General features: G+C 64.8%; 16 protein-coding genes. 5 read left to right on the plus strand and 11 right to left on the minus strand.

Going from position 1 to position 18,904, the window contains the following annotated elements; all coding sequences use genetic code 11:
- Window positions 1-378 precede the first annotated feature (378 nt).
- The 9 genes from BOO71_RS14060 to BOO71_RS14100 form a co-directional block, all read right to left on the minus strand.
- Window positions 379-1,479, minus strand: coding sequence for an aminopeptidase (locus tag BOO71_RS14060; RefSeq protein ID WP_075833446.1), 1,101 nt, complete (start codon window positions 1,477-1,479; stop codon window positions 379-381).
- Window positions 1,476-2,264, minus strand: a complete 789-nt coding sequence (locus BOO71_RS14065; protein WP_075833448.1) for an SDR family oxidoreductase — start codon at window positions 2,262-2,264, stop codon at window positions 1,476-1,478. The genes BOO71_RS14060 and BOO71_RS14065 overlap by 4 nt, the downstream gene beginning before the upstream one ends.
- Window positions 2,264-2,962, minus strand: coding sequence for an RraA family protein (locus tag BOO71_RS14070; RefSeq protein ID WP_075833450.1), 699 nt, complete (start codon window positions 2,960-2,962; stop codon window positions 2,264-2,266). The genes BOO71_RS14065 and BOO71_RS14070 overlap by 1 nt, the downstream gene beginning before the upstream one ends.
- Window positions 2,959-4,575, minus strand: coding sequence for a DUF885 family protein (locus BOO71_RS14075; RefSeq protein ID WP_075833452.1), 1,617 nt, complete (start codon window positions 4,573-4,575; stop codon window positions 2,959-2,961). Before BOO71_RS14075 ends, BOO71_RS14070 begins: the two co-directional genes overlap by 4 nt.
- Window positions 4,572-5,696, minus strand: coding sequence for a Gfo/Idh/MocA family protein (locus tag BOO71_RS14080; protein ID WP_075833454.1), 1,125 nt, complete (start codon window positions 5,694-5,696; stop codon window positions 4,572-4,574). Before BOO71_RS14080 ends, BOO71_RS14075 begins: the two co-directional genes overlap by 4 nt.
- On the minus strand, window positions 5,693-6,772 hold the full coding sequence (locus BOO71_RS14085) for a ketopantoate reductase family protein (RefSeq protein WP_075833456.1): 1,080 nt from the start codon (window positions 6,770-6,772) through the stop codon (window positions 5,693-5,695). The genes BOO71_RS14080 and BOO71_RS14085 overlap by 4 nt, the downstream gene beginning before the upstream one ends.
- Before the next feature lie 29 nt (window positions 6,773-6,801).
- Window positions 6,802-7,692 carry an oligopeptide ABC transporter permease gene (gene opp4C / locus BOO71_RS14090; protein ID WP_083653436.1) on the minus strand — a complete coding sequence of 297 codons (891 nt, stop codon included), beginning with the start codon at window positions 7,690-7,692 and terminating at the stop codon, window positions 6,802-6,804.
- Entirely contained in the window at window positions 7,685-8,638 is a 954-nt protein-coding gene (locus BOO71_RS14095; RefSeq protein ID WP_075833458.1) for an ABC transporter permease, read from the minus strand. Before BOO71_RS14095 ends, opp4C begins: the two co-directional genes overlap by 8 nt.
- 130 nt (window positions 8,639-8,768) lie before the next feature.
- Window positions 8,769-10,355: a peptide ABC transporter substrate-binding protein gene (locus BOO71_RS14100; RefSeq protein ID WP_254843167.1), complete on the minus strand. Its 1,587-nt coding sequence runs from the start codon at window positions 10,353-10,355 to the stop codon at window positions 8,769-8,771.
- A gap of 245 nt (window positions 10,356-10,600) precedes the next feature.
- Here BOO71_RS14100 and BOO71_RS14105 point away from each other — a divergent pair, with 245 nt between their 5' ends.
- From BOO71_RS14105 to BOO71_RS14120, 4 genes are read left to right on the plus strand one after another with little or no spacing between them, the layout of a single operon-like run.
- Window positions 10,601-11,803 (plus strand): hypothetical protein, encoded by a 1,203-nt coding sequence (locus tag BOO71_RS14105; RefSeq protein WP_075833462.1) that lies wholly within the window; start codon window positions 10,601-10,603, stop codon window positions 11,801-11,803.
- A gap of 8 nt (window positions 11,804-11,811) precedes the next feature.
- Window positions 11,812-12,594 carry an IclR family transcriptional regulator gene (locus BOO71_RS14110; protein WP_075833464.1) on the plus strand — a complete coding sequence of 261 codons (783 nt, stop codon included), beginning with the start codon at window positions 11,812-11,814 and terminating at the stop codon, window positions 12,592-12,594.
- A 38-nt stretch (window positions 12,595-12,632) separates the two neighbouring features.
- Window positions 12,633-13,859, plus strand: a complete 1,227-nt coding sequence (locus tag BOO71_RS14115) for a M24 family metallopeptidase (protein WP_075833466.1) — start codon at window positions 12,633-12,635, stop codon at window positions 13,857-13,859.
- Window positions 13,856-14,833: a Gfo/Idh/MocA family protein gene (locus tag BOO71_RS14120; RefSeq protein ID WP_075833468.1), complete on the plus strand. Its 978-nt coding sequence runs from the start codon at window positions 13,856-13,858 to the stop codon at window positions 14,831-14,833. Before BOO71_RS14115 ends, BOO71_RS14120 begins: the two co-directional genes overlap by 4 nt.
- A gap of 246 nt (window positions 14,834-15,079) precedes the next feature.
- On the opposite strand, the gene rsgA is transcribed toward BOO71_RS14120, so the two are convergent.
- Together rsgA and BOO71_RS14130 are read right to left on the minus strand one after the other, a co-directional pair.
- Window positions 15,080-16,108 (minus strand): ribosome small subunit-dependent GTPase A, encoded by a 1,029-nt coding sequence (rsgA, locus tag BOO71_RS14125; RefSeq protein ID WP_075833574.1) that lies wholly within the window; start codon window positions 16,106-16,108, stop codon window positions 15,080-15,082.
- A gap of 359 nt (window positions 16,109-16,467) precedes the next feature.
- Window positions 16,468-17,508, minus strand: coding sequence for a peptidylprolyl isomerase (locus BOO71_RS14130; protein WP_075833575.1), 1,041 nt, complete (start codon window positions 17,506-17,508; stop codon window positions 16,468-16,470).
- Between the two features lie 311 nt (window positions 17,509-17,819).
- Here BOO71_RS14130 and BOO71_RS14135 point away from each other — a divergent pair, with 311 nt between their 5' ends.
- Window positions 17,820-18,887 (plus strand): lipid II:glycine glycyltransferase FemX, encoded by a 1,068-nt coding sequence (locus tag BOO71_RS14135; RefSeq protein ID WP_075833470.1) that lies wholly within the window; start codon window positions 17,820-17,822, stop codon window positions 18,885-18,887.
- Window positions 18,888-18,904: the final 17 nt, after the last annotated feature.

Raw genomic sequence — 18,904 nt, forward strand, 5'->3', positions numbered from 1 at the left:
TCAGGATCTTGCCTGGGAAGGCAGAGAAGCGCCAGAAGCGCCAGCTTGCCACACCGTCCTGATCCACAACGAAGGGCGGGTCAGCCCCGTTGAGCGCTAAAGCCCAGGACTGGCTGGAAAGGTCAGATGCATTCCACCTCCCCCAGATCATCAAGACTCCGATTGAAAGGTATAGATAAACACCTTTCAATCGGAGTCTGTGCGGCCAAGAGTTCGGAGCGTTTCAGGCAGCGGGCAGTGCTATCGAAAGCCTTTCAAGGCCCTGTCGGACACAGGATTCCCCGCCCTCGGTTCGCATCTCTCTTGCTGGTCACCGACGCTGTCTGGGCGGGTCAATCAATGGTCCTGACCCAGCACGAACCCTTGCTGATCTCCCCTCTACATGAATTTCCCGCCGTCCTGAAACACCTCGCCGTCCAGCAGAATCTGCCCGCCCTGCCTCAAATCCTTGATCAGGTCCCAGTGCAGGGCCGAGATGTTGGTGCCGCCGGTTTCGGGGTAACCGTTGCCCAGCGCCAGATGCACCGTCCCGCCGATCTTCTCGTCGAAGAGGATGTTCTGGCTGGGACGCTGAATCCCGGCGTTGCTGCCGATGCCCAGCTCTCCCAGCCACTTCGCGCCGTCATCGGTTTCCAGCGCGGCCAGTAGCGCGGCCTCGCCCTGCTCGGCGCGGGCATCCACCACCAGACCGTCCTTGAAGGTCAGCCGCACGTTCCGCACCGCCGCCCCACCATAGACCGTGGGCAGATCGAACAGGATCTGACCGTTGGCGCTGGTCTCGATGGGACCGGTGAAGACCTCGCCCGACGGCATGTTGCGTTTGCCGTCACTGTTGACCCAGGTGCGGCCCCCAATATTCAGCGTCAGATCGGTGTCCTCGCCCACGATGCGGACCTCGCTGGCGCGGGCCAGTCGCTCGATCAACGTTGCCTGCAACTCGCGAATCTCGCCCCATTTCGCCACCGGATCAGGGGTGTCCAGAAACATGGCGCTGGAGACGAACGCCTCGTATTCGGACAGGCTCATCTGCGCGGCCTCCGCGCCATAAGCGGTGGGGTACAGGCTCAGGTTCCAGCGCCGCTGGGCGCGGGCGCGGGCCACCGGGTTCAGCGCCGTGCGGTGACGCGCCACCCGCTGCGGATCGAGACCCTCTGCCGGGGTAGAGGGCGTCAGGATGCGGATGGAGGCGGCGAGGCTCTCTACTTCCGCCAGAAGCAAAGGCTCAGTGGCGTCCAGCAACGCGTCGGAGGCTAAACGCTGAAAGTCTTCCAGTTGTGTGGGGTATTCCAGCCGGATCAGCGGGGTTGCGCCGCGTTCCAGCAGCAGGCGGTGCAGTTCTTCCACCAGGGGCAGCGCCAGCGTGGTGGTCTGCACCAGCACCCGCTCGCCGAGCTGGGCGGCAATGCAGTAGTCGGTCAGCAGACGGGCGTGGGCCTTCGGATCGTAGTTGGTCTGGTCATTTTTGGTGTGGTCACTCATAGACTGGTCACGGCTCCTCCGTCCACGAGCAGCACGCTGCCGTTGACGTAGATGGCGGCGGGCGAACACAGGAACGCGGCCACCCGCCCGAATTCCTGCGGCTGGCCCAGACGGCCCATCGGGATCTGCGCCTCGGAGGCGGTGCGAATCTCGGCGCGGCTGATGCCTCGTTTCTGGGCCTGCGCGTCGTCGAGCTGGTTGATGCGCTCGGTTTCAATCCGTCCGGGGGCCAGCCCGTTGACCTGAATGTTATCAACGGCCAGCTCCAGCGACAGGCTCTTGCACAGGCCGTACACGGCGGGCCGGAAGGTGTTTGAGAGGGTCAGGTTGTCGATGGGTTTCTTGACGCTGCTGCTCAGCAGGGTCAGGATGCGCCCGCCGCCCGCCTGCCGCATCAAGGGCAGGGCCAGCCGGACGCTGCGAACCACGCTCATCAGCGTGAGCTGAACCCCGGTGGCCCACTGTTCCTCGCTCAGCGCGGAGAAATTACCGGGCGGCGGCCCACCCGCGTTGCACACCAGAATGTCCAGCGAACCAAACGCGGTTTGCACCTCGCCGAACAGCCGGGTCAGATCGGTTGCATTGGCGACGTCGGCCTCGAAGGCCAGCACTTCATTACCCGTTTCCGCTTGAATGCGTTCTGCCGAAGCCTGAGCGCGGCCCAGATCGCGCGAGCAGATCGCCACCCGCGCGCCTTCCGCCGATAGAGCCGCCGCTGTCGCGTAGCCCAGGCCCGCGCTGGCCGCCGTCACCAGCGCTGTTTTTCCCTTTAATCCAAGATCCATCAGACGTGCCCGTACTTTTCCAGCACTTCGGGAAGGCTCAGGCCCCGGTTCAGATCCTCACGGATGGAGACTTCCTTGCGGGTCAATTCCTCGGCCCGCTCCAGCACCGTCTCGGCCAGTTCCTGCGGAACCAGGATCACGCCGTCCACGTCGGCCAGAATAAAATCGCCGGGGCGGACCATGACTCGCTCGGTGGTGGCTCCCGGCAGATACACCGGCACCTGCCAGGCGTTGACCCCCCAGCGTCCGATGGACTGCACCGGGCTGCGGTACTGCGTGAACACCGGGAAATTCATCTTGACGATCCATTCGATGTCGCGGATGCCGCCGTCGATCAGCGATCCGACACTGCCCCGGTGCTGCATTCCCAGGGCGATCAGCTCGCCGAAAAAGCAGACACCCGACGCCCCGCCGCCGCTCCAGACACTGATTTCGCCGTCTTGCAGACCGGACACGGCCTTCATCTTTTCGGGATCGCCCGTGCCGGGATACGGCGTCATCTGGCCGCGAATGGTGTAGGCCCAGCCCGCCATCTTGTTCTGCGACTCGTGGATGGGCCAGAAGCTGCTGGCCAAGCCGTAATCGAAGTGGCCCAGCTCGTCCAGCACGTCGGCGACGTTGGCCGTGTCTACCTTGAGGTAACGTTCGCGCAGTTCGGCCTTGCGCTCCTTGGAAAGGGGTTCGTGTATTGCAGTCATACGGTTCCTTGTGGGTGCTGGCGGCGCATCTCGTCCGCGATCAGGGTGACCGGGGCGCAGCCGTAAGAGAGAAGCCGATCATGGAAGACCTGCGGCGCGAGGTCAAGTTCAGCCCGCAGTTCTCTGATCACCTGGGTGCCCAGCCAGTACATCAGCCGGGTGGCCGGGTAGATGCTGTTGCGGGTGGTTTCGGCCCAGACGCGGCCCGGCGCGAAGCCCACCTCGTCACGGTAGAAAGCGCGCATCTGCGCCAGTGTCCACTGTCCGGTGTGCAGGCGGATGTCGGCCAGACAGCAGGCGGCGTTGCGGAACTCGAACTGCTTGAGCAGCAATTCTTCTTCCGGCGTGTAGAAACCGGGCGCTTCCAGCAGCAGATCCTCGGCATAGCAGGCCCAGCCTTCCACCAGCGTGCCCGCGCTCAGAAAGGCGATGCCGCTGGCACAGTCCGTGCCGCCCAGTTGCGCCAGTCTGGAGACCGCCTGCCGCGCCCGCGCATTCTGGGTGTGGTGGCCGATGCTGCCGTGGTGGACGGCATGGACGGCCTTGATGAATGGAATGTTCTGGCCGCGCAGATACGCCGCTGTGTCGTCGCCGGGCGGGAAAATCCAGTAGATGCTGCCGTCGCCGGGATGCTCGGCGGGCGGTGAACGGTAAAACAGGAAATACAGCGCTCCAGCGGCCTCCCTGGCCCATTCGGGCAGGAACTCGAAGGCCAGGCCATACTCGCGGGCGGGCGTCACGAGTCCCTCGGCAGCATCCAGAGCGCGGGCGTTCCAGTCCTGATAGGTGGCCTGTACATCGTCCAACGGGGGATGCTGCTGTTCCAGTGCGGCCAGTTGCTCCTGCCAGCTTTTGGCCGGGTCAAGCTCGTGAGCCATTTCCACAAGCTCCGAACCCAGCGCTTCAAACGCAGCCTGCGCTCGCTGTTCCGCCTTCGCCGCAGAAAAGGGCAGGGCGTGGGCCTCGCGCATCAGGAATTCCAGGTAATCGCGTCCGCAGGCCGGGTCAGCATTCCCCGCCTCTAGAGCTGAGGCGAACACCTGAACGGCGACGGCAGCCTGCACGGCGGGTTCCTGCCACTCCGCCTGATAGTCGGGGTGTTTGGATAGACCGCGCAGAAGTAGAGCTTCCAGCGCCTCCGCTTCCTTGCGGGCGCGCTCCACCCAGTCGGCGGGCAGATTGAGCTGCTCAAGCGTTTTCGTTCCCGTGGTCAGAAATTCAGGAATGGCCTTCAGCCGTGCCAGAACAGCGTCCGTGTTCGTCGGGCGTTCGTTCGGCAGCAGCAGGCTGATGACGCCAAAGGCCGCCTCACCCGTGTAGAAGGCCGGGTTGTGCTGACGGGGCCTTTCCTGCGCCTCGCGCAACGTGACGCGCAACTGGGAACGCAGCAGCCAGAGGTCCAGTCGTTCGCCCGCCGTCTCCGGTTCAGCCGCGCCACCTCCCACTTCCGACAGGAACGCTTCCAGCTCGGCCCGCTCATGTTCCAGCGCCTCTGCACCCACCGGAGGCAACTGGTGATCATGCCCCGGCAACCCCATGAACGAGGCGTCCACCGGGCGAAACCGGGCGTGCAGAGCGAGATACTGCTCTACCCACCCTTCAAGCTGGCTCACTGCGCCTCAACCTTCGGCAGGTCCACCCAGCGCCGCTCGCGGAACGACTGCACGATGGCGTTGACCGTCTCCTGGCTCTTGGCCCCGTCGTAGAAGGTGCATTCGCCGGGCAAATCGTCCAGAATCTCGTCCACCCAGAAGCGGATCAGGTTGCGGTAGTACAGCTCCGGCCAGGGCGTGTGCAGCGTGGTGCCGGGCGGGTAAGCCGTGTCGGGCAGGTCAATCTTGCGGAACTCCACCGCGTCGGGCGTGGCGAAGTGCAGCGTCTCGGCAATCCCGTTCTCCTCCACCAGCCGGGCCACCGCCGCGCCCTTGCTGCCGTAGATCCGCAGTTCCACGCCGGGATAGTTGCCCACCGCGATATACGAGGTCTGGAGGATGCCCTGCGCCCCGCTGGCGAACTCAGCCAGGGCCACCGCGCCGTCCTCCACCGGAATGCGCTGCATACCCTCGTAGCCGCGCACGATGCGTTCGGGGACATAGTTGTGCAGGCTGCCGATCACACTCTGGTATTCGCCCGCGCACCAGCGCACCAGATCCAGCAGGTGCGAGCCGTAGCCCACGATGGACGAGGGGATCAGTTGCGTCCAGTCGGCCCCCTGCGGCACCTGACGCAGCGGGTAGTTGGGATCGAGGAACTGCGAGTTCTGCTCCAGGCCGTGGACGTGGAAGATCTCGCCCAGCGTGCCGTCGTCCACCCACGTCTTGATCTGCCGGATGGCGGGCGAGTAGCGGAAGGTGAAGCCCAGCTTGGTGCGGACACCCTTTTCCTTTGCCAGCGCGGCGGCGGCAAAGGCATCCTTCGCATCATGCGCCAGCGGCTTCTCGGAAATGACGTGCTTGCCCGCATTAATCGCTGCCAGACTCAGCGGCAGGTGCGTGTCGGTGGGCGTGCAGACATCCACCATCTGCACCTCGGGATCGTTGATCAGTTCGTGGGCGTCGGTGTAGATCTTGCGGATGCCGAACTGCTTCGCCAGTGCCTCGGCCCGCTCGGGCACGGTGTCGCAGATGGCCACCAGATCGGCGCGGTCATAGGCGTGGTAGCCCGGCAGGTGGGCCTGCTCGGCCCAGGCATGCGCCCCGATCACGCCGACGCCCAGCTTCTTCTGCCCGCTCATGGCAGCGCCTTACCGATGGAGGCGATATACGCTTCCAGCTCGTCGTAATTCTCAAACCCGAGTTGCCGCTGGCCGCCCTCGATCTCGTAGATCATCTCGCACAGTCTGGCGTTCAGGCGCGAGTCGGCCCCCACCTGCGCGGCGTAGTCCACCAGTTTGCCGTTGCTGGAGCGCACCTCTGAGGGGCGGTTGCGGTACACGATGTCCCACCAGATGCCGCTGCCCTTTTTCTTGAACTGATGGGCGTCGGGCTTCTGGTCCTTCTTGAGCAGCCAGACCGCGTGGTTGATGTTGTCGATCAGCTTCTGTGTATCGGCAGGCGTCTGCGGCTTGTAGTTGGCCGGATCGAAGAAGTCGAAGGCCTCCACCGTGATGCCGTTGGCCTCGGCAATTTCCAGCGCCTCGCGCACCACCGCGCCCGCGATTTTGGCGTACCGCTCCACGCCCAGCGTCTCGCGGATCGGCGCATTGACCAGGGCGCTGAAGACTACCTGGGCGCTGTAGACCTCCTTGGCCCAGATCTGGCCCCAGATGTTGTCTGAGAGTTGCACCTCGGTCAGCGCCGAGAGCATTTCTGCCAGTTCCAGCAGGCGTGGGGTGCGCTCACCCATCATCTCGCCCAGTTGAATGGCCCCCTCATGGACGAATTCCAGGTAGCCGGGGTCCACCAGCGCGCCGCCGTAATTAGGAATGGAGCCGATCACGCGCTCCAGGCCGCCCAGTCCTGCCTCGGTGAGGCGGGCAGCGATGTCGTGTTCGTTGAAGCCGTTCTGGTACGACACCACGAACGTCTCGGGGCCGAACAGGGGCAGCACGCTTTCCAGAGCCTCGATGGTGTGCTGGCTCTTGGTGGCGATCAGCACGGCCTCCAACGGGCCTTCCAGCTCACTGGGGTGCAAGGCTTTCACATCAAAATGTAAGTCGCCGCGCACGCCGTCCACAGTGATTCCATTTGCCTTGATGGCGTCGATATGCTCGGCCCAGCGGTCCACCAGCGTCACGTCGTGTCCAGCTCCTGCCATATAGGCTCCGGCGAGGCCGCCGATGGCTCCTGCACCCAGAATGGTGATCTTCATGTTGTCTCCTTGTTTTGAGTTGGCGGGTTTCAGTTGCGTGGATCGAAGGCGTCACGCAAACCGTCGCCCAGGAAGTTGACGGCCAGGACGGTAATCAGGATCATCAGGCCCGGAAAGACGGCCAGCCACGGCGCGGCGGTCAGCCACTGGCTGGCGTAGTTCAGCAGGTTGCCCCAGGTGGGCGTCGGCGGCTGCACGCCCAGGCCCAGGAACGACAGCGCACTTTCGAGCATGATGGTGCCGCCCACTGACAGCGTGGTAGACACGATGATCGGGCCAAGGGCGTTGGGCAGGATGTGGCGGAACATCACGCGGTTGTCGCCGCCGCCCAGTGCGCGCGACGCTTCCACGAACTCGCGCTCGCGCAGGCTCAGGAACTGGCTGCGCACCAGCCGGGCCGTGCCCATCCAGCTCAGGCTGCCCACGATGGCGATCAGCAGGGCCACGCTGGGCCGCAGGATGCCCGACAGCAGGATGATCAGCGGCAGCAACGGAATGCACAGCACCACGTCGGTGATGCGCATCAGCACGGTGTCCGTCCAGCCCCGGTAATAGCCGGACAGCGCGCCCACCAGGGTGCCCAGGAAGGTGGCCAGCAGCGCGCTGAACAGCCCCACCATCAGCGAGATGCGCGCGCCGTACAGCACCCGCGTGAAGGCGTCGCGGCCCAGTTGATCGGTGCCCATCCAGTGTGCGGCGCTGGGCGGCTGCGGCTGGCCGATGATGCTGGCGTCCTGGCCGTCGAAGGTATACGGCGCGAGAAGCGGCGCGAAGATGGCCAGCAGGCCCAGCAGGATCAGCACCACCAGACCCAGCACGGCCAGTTTGTGTTTCAGGAAGCGGGCGATCAACGTGGGCCAGAAGCCCTCGCGCCGTTGGCGTTTGCCCGGTGCGGTGCGGTTCTCAAGGGTCTCAGTCATAGCGAATCCTGGGATCGATCAGGCTGTAGGCCAGATCTGCGACGAGGTTGCTGACCACCAGCGCGAAGGAGCCGACCATCAGCAGGGCCATCAGCACCGGGTAATCGCGTCCGTTCATCGAGTCGATAAACAGGCGGCCCAGGCCCGGCCAGGCGAAGATCGTCTCGGTAATCACCGCGCCAGAGAGGATCGCCGCCGAGTCCAGCGCTACCACCGTGACCACCGGAATCAGGGCGTTCCTGAAAGCGTGGGAATACGTGACCCGCCGGGCCGAGACGCCCTTGGCGCGGGCGGTGCGGATGTAGTCTTGGTTCAGGATTTCCACCATGCTGGAGCGCATGTAACGGCTCCAGCCCGCCACCGAGGCGAAGGCCAGGATGAACACGGGCAGGGCCAGATGGCGCAGGATGTCGAGCAGCGAACCGTCTCCGATGGTCTGCATACCCGCCGAGGGCAGCAGTCTCCACTGCACCGCGAACAGCAGTTGCAGCATCAGCGCCAGCCAAAACACGGGCATGCTGATGCCCAGAAAGGACATCAGGGTAATGAAGTAGTCCACCCCGGTGTAGCGGCGGGTGGCGCTCAGGATGCCCAGGGGCAACGCCACGACCAGGGCCAGGAAAAAGGCGCTGCCGCTCAGCATCAGCGTGGCGGGCACGCGCGACAGTACCTCCTCCATCACAGGCTGCGCGGTACGGATGGAAAAACCCCACTCGCCCTGGAAGAAGGCCGTGACCCACCTGAAATACTGCACGGGCAACGGCTGATCCAGCCCGAAGGCGCGTTTCATCTGCTCCAGCGCTTCCTGCGTCACAGAAGGGTTGTCGGCGTAGACGTCCAGTGGACCGCCAGGGGCCAGGTGCAGCACCCCGAACAGAATCAGCGAGACGCCCAGCAGCAGCGGGATCATGCCCAGCAGGCGTTTAAAGATGTACGACAGACTCATGAAGCTCCCTTCGCAGGTGGGATGGCGTTGACATCAGGCGCAGCGGTCAAGGTCAGGCGCAGAGATCAAGCGCGCAGGCCCCGCAGGCCGGGTGGAGACGGGCCGGGTGCGGGGCCTGCGCGGCTGGCCCTTATTTCTTCATGTACCAGCCGCTGGTATTGACGAAGTTGGTCATGTTGGTGGGGTTGGAGACGAAGCCGCCGAGCTTGTCGGTCACCACGATCATGGACGGGTTAGAGGTGACGGGAATGCTGGGCAGATCCTGCATCAGCAGCGTCTGGAAGTCGCGCAGGGCCTTGTTCCTGACCGCTGGATCCAGACTGCTATCTGCCGTCGCCAGCAACGCGTCGATCTTGGGATTGCTGTAGCCCTGGCCGTTGTTCACGCCCTTGGTGCTGTAGAACACGCCGTACGAGGGATCGGCAGAGGTGATCCAGCCGCCGTAATACAGGTCATAGCCGCCCTTGTAGCGGGCGTCGCGCAGGGCCACCCCGGCCTTGTTGTCGGGCTTGAGTTCGATGCCGATGGCCTTCATCTGGGCGATCATCACCTGCTGGGCGTCCTCGTCGGTGGAGCGGCCCGCCTGCGCCATGATGTTGAAGCTCAGACGCTGACCGTTCTTGGCGCGGATGCCGTCGCCTCCCGCCTTGTACCCGGCGGCTTCCAGCAGTTGCTTGGCCTTGGCCGGATCGTAGGCGTACTTCGGCACGGCCTTGCTGCTGTAAGAGAAGACCGGCACCACCACCGTGTCGATGGGAATGGGATAGCCGCCCAGCGCCTTGGAGATGGTGGCCCTGTCCAGGCCATAGGCCACGGCCTTGCGAACGTTGATGTCGCGCAGCGCAGCGGGACCTTTCAGGTTGAAGTCCAGATGTTGCCACGACAGCACCGGATTCTTGATCACATTCAGGCCAGCCTGAGCGCTGAGCTGAGGAATCTGGGAGTACGGCACGCTGGTGGCCATCTGGATCTCGCCGGACTTGAGCTGGGTCACCAGCGTGTTGCTGTCGGGAATGATCTTGAAGATCATCTTGTCCAGATACGGAAGCTGCACGCCCGCCTTGTCCTTGCGCCAGTAGAAGGGGTTGCGGTCCAGCACCACGAACTGCCCCTTGACATACTGCGTGACCTTGAAGGGACCGGTGCCCAGCGGCATCTGGTTGTAGTTGTCGGTGTTGAGGTCCTTGCCTTCCAGCGTGTGCTTGGGCAGGATGCCGAAGGTAAACAGCGTGCTCTTGAAGTCGGGCGCGACGCGCTTGTAGTTGACCACCACGGTCAGATCGTTGGGCGTGCTGATGGACGAGATGTCCTCGGTGCCGTCCTTGGACTCGGCGATGAACTTGGGATCCTTGACGGTCTCCCAGGTGAATTTCACGTCGGCGGAGGTGAACGGCTTGCCGTCGGACCACTTGACGCCGGGCCGGAGCTGGTACGTGACAACCATGCTCTTGTTGTCGGCGGCCACCTTAATGCCGCCGTTCTGAATGGTGGGCACGCGCGTGGCCAGCACGGGCACGTATTCCGCCTTCTCGTTGGGGGCCACCAGCCCCTCGGCCACGGTCGCCTGCACGTCGCCCAGGAAGCCTGTGGAATAGACGTTGAGCGTGTCGATGTCGTAGCTGAGTCCGACGGTCAGGGTACCGCCGCGCTGCTGCGCCATTCCCATTCCACTCAGCAGAATCGCTGCGCTGAGTCCGAGAGCCAAACGCTTCTGCATGGTGGAATTTGCCGTCTGAAGCTGATTACCCATATTCCTGACCTCCATTGAGAGAGAAAAGTGCGGCTATAGCGGATAAAACCTGAACGGAATTTAAGGTTTGCACAATAGTGTATGCATACTTATGCGGTGAAGTCAAGGTAGGACTGTGGCCTGGAAAACAGCTCGGATTCCGGGATATGGAATGAAGACTTGACTTTGAGTTCCACTTGACGGAATGATGGGGCACATTCAGGAGGCACAACATGGAGAATCAGAACGCAGCCCCAAACGACGCTTCGCTTGGCCGTCAGCTCACGGCCCTGACCATCGGGATGGATCACCTCGAACGCCAGCTCTCGCGCGGGCACGGCGTGCTGGACAGCGAGGGACTGGTGCCGATCTACCTGGGCGACGGGCTGGTACCGCCGCTGGCCCTGAACGACTGGGACGCGGTCCACACCGAACTCGATGATCTGGAGCGGCAGGTGGCGCAGTACCCGGTGGGCGCACGCCACGCCTTTCTGGACGACATGCTGCGCTCCCTGCGTACCGCCACCCGGCTGTTCGAGGGCGAGGTCCTGAGCTTCCGCGAGAAGCTGGAGGGTCTGGTGGGCGTGCCGGCCCAGCCGATCAGCGACGATCAGTTGCTGGAGATGCACGAGCAACTGGAAGGGATGCTGGATCAGGCCGGAATGCGTCACGGCACGCTGGCCGAGCGCATCGGGCGCTGGGAAGAGGAGCGGGCGCTGGCTGCTGACCAACTGGAACCCATTTTCATTGAATTGATGGCCGAAGCGCAGCGCCGCACCGACGCACGTATCTACCCGACGGGCGACTACACCATGCGCCTGAATCCCCTGCGCGACGTGCCCTTCACCGCGCGTTGCAACTTCAACCAGGGGCAGATGGACCTGAATATGGACCTCAAGTTCACGCAGGCGGCCCTTAAACATCTGGTCTGCCACGAGGTCTTTCCGGGCCATTCCACCCAACTGCTGTACACCCGCGACAAGGCGGCCAGCGGCGAGAGTACGGCAGACGTGCTGCTCTGCACCACCAATGCCGTGACCGGCTGCGTGCAGGAGGGCATCGGGGACCAGGGCGTAGAGCTGATCGACTGGGTTGAACACGAGGACGACGCGGTGCATGCCCAGCTCCGGCGGGTGCGCAGTGCCAGCGCCACCAGCGCGGCGTGGTACCAGATGGGCGAGAACTGGTCCGAGGACCGCGTGATGGATTTTCTGGAAAAGTATTCCTTCGGGCAGCGGGCCTGGATTGAGGGGCGTATCCGCTTTGCCAGCTACAGCTTCCGGGGGCCGTTCATCGCCTCGTACTGGTACGGCAACGAGGCGGTCCGCGAGGTCCGCGAGGGCCTGAGCGAGGGACAATGGCCCGCGTTCATCGAGACACTGTACGGCCAGATGCACTCTCCGCGCAGCCTGCGGATGTTTGGCACCTTAGGCTAGGCTAGCCTATGAGCGAAAACGTTCAGAGTGTCGAGCGCGCCCTCGACATCATCAATACCATCGTGGCGGCCAACCGTTCGCTCAGTGTGGGGGAGCTGTCCCAGTCTATGGGTCTGGCTCCCAGCACCATCCACCGCATCCTTCAGACCCTGACCGTCAAGAATTACGTGTTTCAGGATCCCCAGACCAAACGCTACGACATCGGCCCCGAGATCGTGGACATCAGCAGCGCGCTGTATCTGCGTTACGATCTGGTGCGCCGGGTGCGTCCCTACCTTCAGGAACTGGTGGAGGTGACGGGGGAAACCGCCCACATCGCGCAGCTTTACGGCACCACGGCCATGTATCTCAGTCAGGTGGAGCCGTTCAGCATGGTGCGGATGTTCACCACCCCCGGCAGCATTGCTCCGCTGCATTGCAGCGACGTGGGCAAGGTCTTTCTGGCCGATCTGCCCACGGCCCGCGTGGATGAGATCGTCCGCAAGACGGGCCTGCCCGCCCGCACTCCCCATACCATTACCAACGAACCCGCACTGCTGGCCGAACTGCTGTGCGTCCGCAGCCAGGGCTACGCGCTGGACGACGAGGAACGCGAGGTGGGGGTGCGCTGCCTTTCGGCGGGAATTCTCAACGGTGCGCGCAAGGTCATCGCGGCCATCGGGGTGGCTGGCCCCACCAGCCGCATGAGCCGTGGCCGCATCGAGGAAGTCAGCGAGGCGGTCATCGGCATGGCCCGGCGCTGCGCCGATGAGCTGATCCGGCAGCCGATGGCCGAACTTGTGGGCGACTGAACGCCGCCGTTCAATACCAGGATCACGGAGGTTTGCCCATGACCGACATCGTTTTTTCTGAATCCGACAGACTGGAGATCGGCGCGGACGAGTATCGCCTGCGCCGCGAACGGGTCTTCCGCCTTCTCGCAGAGCGGGAAATCGACGCCCTGTGCGTGTTCGGACCCACACGCGTGGCCTACCTGAGCGGCTTTTTCTTCTCCCCTACCGAGCGGCCTATCGCCCTGATCCTGACGGCGAATGGCCAGGTCGCTGCCCTGCTGCCCAACCTCGAACTCAGTCACTTTCAGCAGCAGGGGCCAAAGCTGGACGACAGTGCCATTTACCCAGAGTACCCGGGCGGTGGCTCCGGGCGTCATCCCCTGCTGTTCCTGCGCGACCTCCTCTCCAGGCTGGGTGTGCTGGGCAAGGTGATCGCGGCGGACGTGGACGGCTACGAACACCGCTGGGGCTACCGGGGGCCAGCGCTCAGCGCCGTGCTGGAACAGCCTGTTCAGGCCGACGTGGCCCTGATCGACGATCTGCGGATGGTCAAGAGCGCCGCCGAGATCGCGCTGATGACCGAGGCCTGCCGCTGGGGAGATCACGCCCACCGCCTGATGCAGGACAGCATCCGTGTCGGAAGCGAGGAGTTGCTGATCTCTCACGGGGCCAGCTTGCAGGCCACCCGCGACCTGCTGGCCGAACTGGGCGGGCGTTACGTGCCCAAAGCCCGCGAGGGCCTGCCCGCCAACGCCATGTTCATTCGCGGGGCCAACACCGCGCACCCACACGGCCTGCATGAATCGGGCGCGGTGGGGGTGGGCGACGTGCTGGTGACGGGCGCTTACGGCGTGGTGGGCGGTTACGAATCCGAACTGGAACGCACCATGATCGTCGGCGAGCCGAATGCCGAGTTTCAGCGGTACTTCGCGGCGATGCTGGCGGCGCAGCAGGTGGGCTTTGATGCCCTGCGCCCCGGACGGACCTGCGCGGAAGTCGAGTCCGATGTCCGGCGCTTTATTCGTGACGAGCTGGGCATGGATGATCTGGTTCGCCACCACACCGGACACGGCTTCGGCCTGGAAGGTCACGAACATCCCTTCCTGGATCTGGACGACCACACGGTGATCGAGCCGGGCATGGTGTTCTCGGTAGAGCCGGGGCTGTACGTCCCGGAGTTCGCCGGGTTCCGGCATTCCGACACCGTGGTCATCACCGAGTCGGGGATGGAGCGGCTCAGCCTGTATTCGCGTGAACTGGATGATCTGGTGGTGGCCGGATGACCTTTCGCTGGGGCATTCTCGGCGCGGCACGCATCGCCCGCGCCTTCATCCCTGCCATCCGGGCCGCAGGCGGCGAGGTGACGATGCTCGGCGCACGTGAGCCACAGTCCGCCCGCGTGCAGACCTTCTCCAATGACTGGGAGATCCCCACCACTGGCAGCTATCAGGATGTCCTTGACGCCGATCTGGACGCCGTCTACATCGCACTCCCCAACGCCCTGCACCTGCCCTGGAGTACCGCCGCCCTCCAGGCAGGCAAGCATGTCCTGACCGAGAAACCGCTGACCCTGAATGCCCAGGAGGCGCGCGAACTGGCCGACGTGACTGAGGCCAGCGGGCAGGTTCTGCTGGAAGGCTTCGCCTACCGTTTCACGCCGCAGCACCGCGCCCTGCTGGACGCGGTGCGTGGCGGTCAACTCGGCGAGGTTCGGGCCTACCGGGGGGCCTTCGGCTTCACCGTGCGCAATGCCGGGGACATTCGCCTGCAACCCGGGCTGGGCGGCGGCGCGCTCTACGATATCGGCTGCTATCCGGTCAACGAGGCCCGGATGCTGCTGGGCGAACCCCTGGCAGTGACCGCCCAGGCGCGCTGGACACCAGACGGTGTGGACGTGTCCATGTCCGCCGTGCTGGATTACAGCCACGTCGGGAATGGGGCACTGGCCAGCATCGACTGCGGCTTCGACTGGCTGTCCGGGGGCCGGATTGGCCGCTCGCAGGTGCTGGGGACGGGTGGGGTGATGGAACTTGACCGGGCGTTCTTCAGCGATGAGCCTGAGTTCGTTCTGACCCGTGACAGTGAGCGGCAGACGCTGGCCCCCGGCAACGGCTACGCACTGATGGCCGCCCACTTTCAGCGGGTGGCGCGGGGCGAGGAAACCGTGCTGTATCCGCCTGAAGACGCGGTGCAGCAGGCCAGGGTGCTGGACGCCCTCCTGCAATCGGCGCGGGAGGGCTGCCGGGTGGAATTGTAAATCTGGACCCAGGACTCCGCCATCCAAGGCCCAAACATCCACTTACCCCGTCCGATACCTCATCGACACGCCGCCGCGTGGTCCCCAGGGAAATCCACTCCTGCCCAGGCCCTGTTTTCCCACCCTAGTCTGGAAGAACAGGGCCACCTGCGGGAGACCACTCCCCTGGACTTCTGCCCCCGACCACGATTTCCTGATGACCCTCGGGCCGTTGCTCCCGCTGGCGCATGGGCGGGCCTGCATTGCTCAGCGTCGCCCACGCCTGCCCGACTGCTTCTGAAAGGCCGCCAGCCGCGCGGCAGATACCTCGCCTGCCCGCACCGCCGCCTGCACCGCGCAGCCGGGTTCGGTGGTGTGGGTGCATTTGCGGAAACGGCACTGCGTCGCCAGTGCCTCCAGGTCCTCAAAACCAGCAGCGTCCGCGTCCCACACCGCGATGTCCCGCAGCCCTGGGTTGTCGATCAGCAGCCCTCCACCGGGAACGGCGTACAGCGTGCGGCTGGTGGTGGTGTGCCGTCCCTGCTGGTCACTGGCCCGCACTTCCCCGGTGGGCGCGGCGGGGCGGCCCAGCAGCGCATTGGTCAGGGTGGATTTGCCCACCCCGGACGAGCCGATCAGGGCCAGCGTGACGCCCGGCGTGAGCAGCCCCCGCACGCTCTCCAGTCCCTGGCTGCCCGGCTCCTGGCTGGCCTGGGCAGAGGTGACGTGAATTTCCAGATCGGGTCCAAGACTGCGGAGTTGCTCCACCCACCAGTCCGCCTGGGCATGCAGATCGGCCTTGTTCAGCACCAGCACAGGCCGCGCGCCGCTGTGCTGCACGGCCAGCACGTAGCGTTCCAGCCGCTCCAGATCGAAGTCCAGATCAGGGGACGTGACGATCAATACCAGATCGACATTGGCCGCGATGACCTGCTGGCGTACCGCTCCAGCCCGCTTGCCTTCCTCGCCGCCCAGCGCACGGGCAAAGGTGGTGCGGCGTGGCAGCACTTCCAGCAGCCGCCCGCTACCGTCAGAGGCAGCTTCCAGCACGCACCAGTCACCGATGGCAGGCGTGAGCGCCCCACTGTGGCGCGACGCCCCGGCCAGACGGGCTTCCTGCTCGCCGTCCACCCCCCGCACCTGAAAAGTCTGGCGCTGGACCCCCACCACCCGGACGGGCGTGACCCGCTGCTGTTCGCCGGGCGAGAGGGCCGCACGGAAGGTCTGGTAGGCGTCCCCGAAGTCTGGCCCCCAGCCCAGGGCCTCCAGTGCCAGAAGGTCCAGTTCAGAGGACATGGCGGCAGACCGGAAAAAATACAGGCGTTGCGGAAAATTCCATCCTTGCATTGTGTCGCGTTCAGGGCGGGGACGTGTCATACGGACTCTGGTTGAAAGGTGTTGGGGACACCAGGGAAATTCGGGCGGGACTGGTAAACGGGACTGGTAAAGCTGCGGCGCAGAGGAAAGACCTCCTCCCTTTGAACTCAACCAGTCTTGGGCGTCTGTTCGCAACGATAGCGAGCAGGAAAGAGAATTCCGCATATGACCGTCATCACCGGGCAGGGGGCTGTTCAAAACAGAAGGAGGCCGTTCCGAATCCCGGAACGGCCTCCTTCTCTTGCATCCTGCCCAGTGGAAAAAGCTGAGCTGGACGTTTACTCGCTGGCTGGTGTCAGCGTGACCACTTCGGGGAAGGATTCGGTGTTCAGGCGGGCGATCTGGGAGTCCAGATACTTCTGGGCAGCCTCACCCGACAGTTGCTGACGGATCAGCGGGGCGGCCTCGGCCAGCGGGGTCACGCCACCGTCGGTGCGCTTGGTGACCACCAGAACGTGATACCCGAAGTCAGACTTCACGGTCTGGACCTCGCCCACCGGCCCGGTGAAGCTGGCCTTGTCGAAGGTGTCCACCATCTGTCCCGGCGCGAAGCAACCCAGATCGCCGCCCTGCGGGGCGCTGCCGGGGTCCTGGCTCTTCTCGGCGGCGATCTTGGCGAAGTCTGCGCCGCCCTTCAGGTCCGCCACGATGGTCTTGGCCTCGGCCTCGGTGGGCACCAGGATGTGCTTGACGCAGGCCTCGGCCTCGCGGGTCAGCTTGTCGCGGTTGACCTGGTAATACCCGGCCACCACGGCGTCCCCGAACTTGAAGCGGTCCTGGAGGGTTTCCAGATACGCATTGATCAGCGCCTGCCGCCCCAGCTCGGCGCGCAGGTCCTCGGGATCGCTGTAGCCGGTGGCAGCTAGCGCCTCGGCGAAGGCTTCATCGGTCTCGAAGTTGGCGCGGGCGTCCTCGAACTGCTTGTCCACGGTAGCCTGATCCAGCTTGACGCGCGATCCGGCCAGTTGCGCCACCGCGCGGTCCCGCAGGAACTGCTTGAGGTAGTCGGGGCGGGCCGAGGCGAACTCGGACAGGTACGAATCCTCGAAGGGAATGCCCTGGGCATTGACCACGCGGGCGGCGGCGACACGGAACGCCTTGTCGAAGTCGGCCAGGGTAAAGGTCTGCGCCCCCACCTTGCCCACCACTGCGGCGGGGTCACCCGTGCTGACCGGAGCTTCGGGGGCAGCGGGCGCAGCTTCCGGGGCCGGGGCTGGAACGGGCGCAGGCGCGGTGGGGGCCGGAGCAGGCGCGGGCGGAGTGGTCTGGGCCAGGGCGACGCCGCCGAGCAGCGCCAGGGTCAGCAGGATTTTCTTCACGTCCGGCAGTTTAGCCTGCCTGGGCATGAGGGATGGTGGCAAAAGCTGGAGGCCAGGGGGAAAGTCAGGGCATCTGGCAATCGGAGTCTCCCACTGCGGGTCTGGGACGGTCCTGCCGTCGAACGCTCCACCCGGTCTCGCCACCCTGTCTGCCCAAACAATGGTCAATAAAGGAGTCTCCCCGGCCCAGGCTGTGCCCGTCATGGGGCCTGTTGACGACGATTGCGGGGCAGAAACCGCCCGGCCTCCCCTACCGGGCCTTTCTGTCTCCCCATCTCCCCCACTCTGCCGCCCCTGCTACAATCCCCCGCGTGCGCCTGAAGCTTCTGGAAACCACCGATCCGCGCGTCTATGACGACGCTGTGCGGAATATGCCGATCACCAGCGCCCTGCAAGGCTGGGGCTACGGCGAGGCGAGGCGGGTGCTGGGCCAGACCCCCATGCGCTACCTGATCGCGGATGAAGCGGGCCGCACGGTGGGCGCGCTGCAACTGCTGCGCAAGCGGCTGGTGCCCGGCTTCAGCACGCTGTACGCGCCGCGCGGCCCGGCGCTGGAAAGCCTGGACCTGCTGCCCGCCGTGGCCGAGGCCATAAAGGCGGTGGCGAAACCCACCGACGCCATCCTGAAGATCGAGCCGCCCGTGCCCCTTCCTGCCGAAGAAGGCAGCGAAATCCCCGAGAGTTACGGCCCCTTCCGCCGCGCCGAGTCCGAGCAGCCTGAACACACCATTCTGGCCGATCTGGGCCGCTCCGAGGACGAGTTGTTCGCTGGCCTGCACAGCATGGCCCGCCGCAATGTGCGCACCGCGCAGAAACTGGGCGTGGTGGCGGGCCGCGACGACGACTTCGATGCTTTCTGGGAGATTTTTACGGCCACCAACGAGCGGGCCAAACTGGGCGCGTACCCCCGCGCGTACTACGAAACCCTGCTGCGCGAGGGCAATGCCCACGGCGGCGAGGCGTACATCGTGCTGTCCCGGCACCAGGGCAAGGCTCTGGCAGGCGGCTTTTTCCTGGGCATGGGCGCGGGCACCTATTACCTGTTCGGCGGCAGCGTGCGAGATGACCGCGTGGACGAGGCGGGCAAGCCCCTGAAAGACAGCAAGGCCCCCGACGCCTTTTACTGGAACGCCATGCTGGACGCCAAACAGCGCGGCTATACCCTGTTCGACTTCTGGGGCATCCCGCGCATTCTGGACGAGGAAAAACATTCGTTCGGCGTCTTCAAGATGAAGCTGAAATTCAGCGAGCAGCGGGCGTGGTATCCCGCCTACGATCTGCCGCTGAACGCCGCCGCCCCGGCCATCGTCAAGGCGCTGCGCTGGCGCAAGACGCAGAACAACAAGCGCAAACGCGGCAGCGCCGAGGACGTGCTGTAGCAGACTGACCAGAGCTA

Origin of the sequence: Deinococcus marmoris, from assembly GCF_001949125.1 — a bacterium.
In the GTDB taxonomy this organism is placed as follows: Bacteria; Deinococcota; Deinococci; order Deinococcales; family Deinococcaceae; genus Deinococcus; species Deinococcus marmoris_A.